The sequence below is a fragment of the Rhodoferax sp. UBA5149 genome (assembly GCF_002413825.1).
Taxonomy (GTDB): Bacteria; Pseudomonadota; Gammaproteobacteria; order Burkholderiales; family Burkholderiaceae_C; genus Rhodoferax.
This window is the reverse complement of the sequence record NZ_DHXT01000170.1, coordinates 1,270-3,444: the sequence shown is the minus strand read 5'-3', so window position 1 is coordinate 3,444 and position 2,175 is coordinate 1,270. Positions and strand designations below refer to the sequence as shown.

General features: G+C 59.4%; 2 protein-coding genes. Both read left to right on the top strand.

What is annotated here, in order from left to right:
* Window positions 1–939, top strand: a 939-nt coding sequence (gene cmk, locus B3V69_RS15475) for a (d)CMP kinase (protein ID WP_296447910.1), incomplete at its 5' end; no start/stop codon positions are given.
* Window positions 940–1,035: 96 nt separating this feature from the next.
* A partial coding sequence (locus B3V69_RS15470; RefSeq protein ID WP_296447909.1) for a 30S ribosomal protein S1 occupies window positions 1,036–2,175 on the top strand: 1,140 nt, incomplete at its 3' end.

Genomic DNA, 2,175 nt, shown 5'->3' with positions numbered 1-2,175 from the left:
GCCATGGCCACCGAACTTCGCAAGCTGGGCGCCACGGTGGAAGAAGGCGCGGATTTCATTCGCGTGACACCACCGGCCAGCCCCGCCCACTGGCAAGCCGCCAGCATCCATACCTACGACGACCACCGGATGGCCATGTGTTTTTCACTGGCCGCCTTCAACCCGGCCGGTCTTCCGGTGCGCATTGAAGACCCGAAGTGCGTGGCCAAGACCTTCCCCGACTACTTCGAAGCGCTGTTTTCCCTGGCCCAGACACGGACCAGCGCCATTCCCGTCATTTGTGTCGATGGCCCGACCGCCTCCGGCAAGGGCACGCTGGCGGCGGTATTGGCGACCGAGCTGGGCTACCATTTCCTCGATTCCGGCTCGCTCTACCGCATCACGGCGCTGGCCGCCATGCAGGCCGGTCTGTCACTGGATGCCGCGCATGAGCAGGCGATCGCGGACCTGGTTCAGAGTCTGTCCATTCAGTTTACGGAGGGCCGGGTGCGGCTCAACGGCACCGATGTCAGCGACACCATACGCACCGAAGAGGCGGGCATGAACGCCTCCCGGGTCTCGGCGCTGCCCAAGGTCCGCCTGGCGCTGGTTGACCTGCAACACGGTTTTCGCCAGTTGCCCGGACTGGTCGCTGACGGGCGCGACATGGGAACCATCATCTTCCCAGAGGCGGCGCTCAAGGTGTTTTTGACCGCCAGCGCCGAGCGGCGGGCGGAAAGACGCTACAAACAATTGATTTCAAAGGGAATTTCAACTACACTCCCATCTCTTCGCGCTGATCTGGAAGCACGTGATGCACGGGATTCGTCCCGCAGCGTCGCGCCTCTCAAGCCAGCGCAAGATGCCCGGTTGCTGGACAACTCGGATTTGACGGTTGAAAAATCGGTCGATCTGGTGTTGGACTGGTGGCAGGGCAAACAGCCTTTCAGCGCAATCTGAAAGATTGCACCGGTCCACACCAGCCTTCTCGCGCTGCTCAAGCGCACTGCTGATGTGGTTCAACAAACTAACCCGCGGAACCCTCCGCATCCAAAAATGTCAGAATCTTTTGCCGCCCTATTTGAAGAGTCCTTGACACGCACCGAAATGCGTCCAGGTGAAGTTATCACTGCTGAAGTGGTACGTATCGAGCACAGCTTTGTGGTTGTCAACGCTGGCCTCAAGTCTGAAGCCTACGTGCCGCTCGAAGAATTCAAGAGTGACAAGGGCGAAATCGAAGTCCAGGTTGGCGACTTCGTGTCGGTGGCCATCGGTTCCATCGAAAACGGCTACGGCGACACCATTCTGTCGCGCGACACCGCCAAGCGCCTCGCTTCGTGGATGAGCCTGGAAAAAGCCCTGGAAACCGGCGAATTCGTCACCGGCACCACCAGCGGCAAGGTCAAGGGTGGCCTGACCGTGTTGGTCAATGGCATCCGCGCCTTCCTGCCCGGCTCCCTGGTTGACACCCGTCCCACCAAAGACCTGTCACCGTACGAAAACAAGACCCTGGAATTCAAGGTCATCAAGCTCGACCGCAAGCGCAACAACGTCGTGTTGTCACGCCGCGCCGTGGTCGAAGCCAGCATGGGCGAAGAACGCGCCAAGCTGATGCAAACCCTGAAAGAAGGCTCCGTCGTTCAAGGTGTTGTCAAGAACATCACCGAATACGGCGCCTTCGTGGATCTGGGCGGCATCGACGGCCTGTTGCACATCACCGACATGGCATGGCGCCGCGTCCGTCACCCTTCAGAAGTGGTGACGGCTGGTCAAGAAATCACCGCCAAGATCCTGAAATTCGACACCGAGAAAAACCGCGTGTCACTGGGTCTGAAACAAATGGGCGACGATCCTTGGATGGGCGTGAACCGCCGCTACCCCCAAGGTACGCGCATGTTCGGCAAGATCACGAACATCGCCGACTACGGCGCATTTGTGGAACTCGAGCCCGGAATCGAAGGCCTGGTGCACGTGTCCGAAATGGACTGGACCAACAAGAATGTGGCACCTTCGAAGATCGTTGCTTTGGGCGACGAAGTCGAAGTCATGGTCCTGGAAATCGACGAAGACAAACGCCGCATCTCCCTGGGTATGAAGCAGTGCAAGGCCAACCCATGGCAAGAGTTTGCACAAAACACCAAGCGCGGCGACCGCGTCAAGGGCCCGATCAAGTCGATCACCGACTTCGGCGTGTTC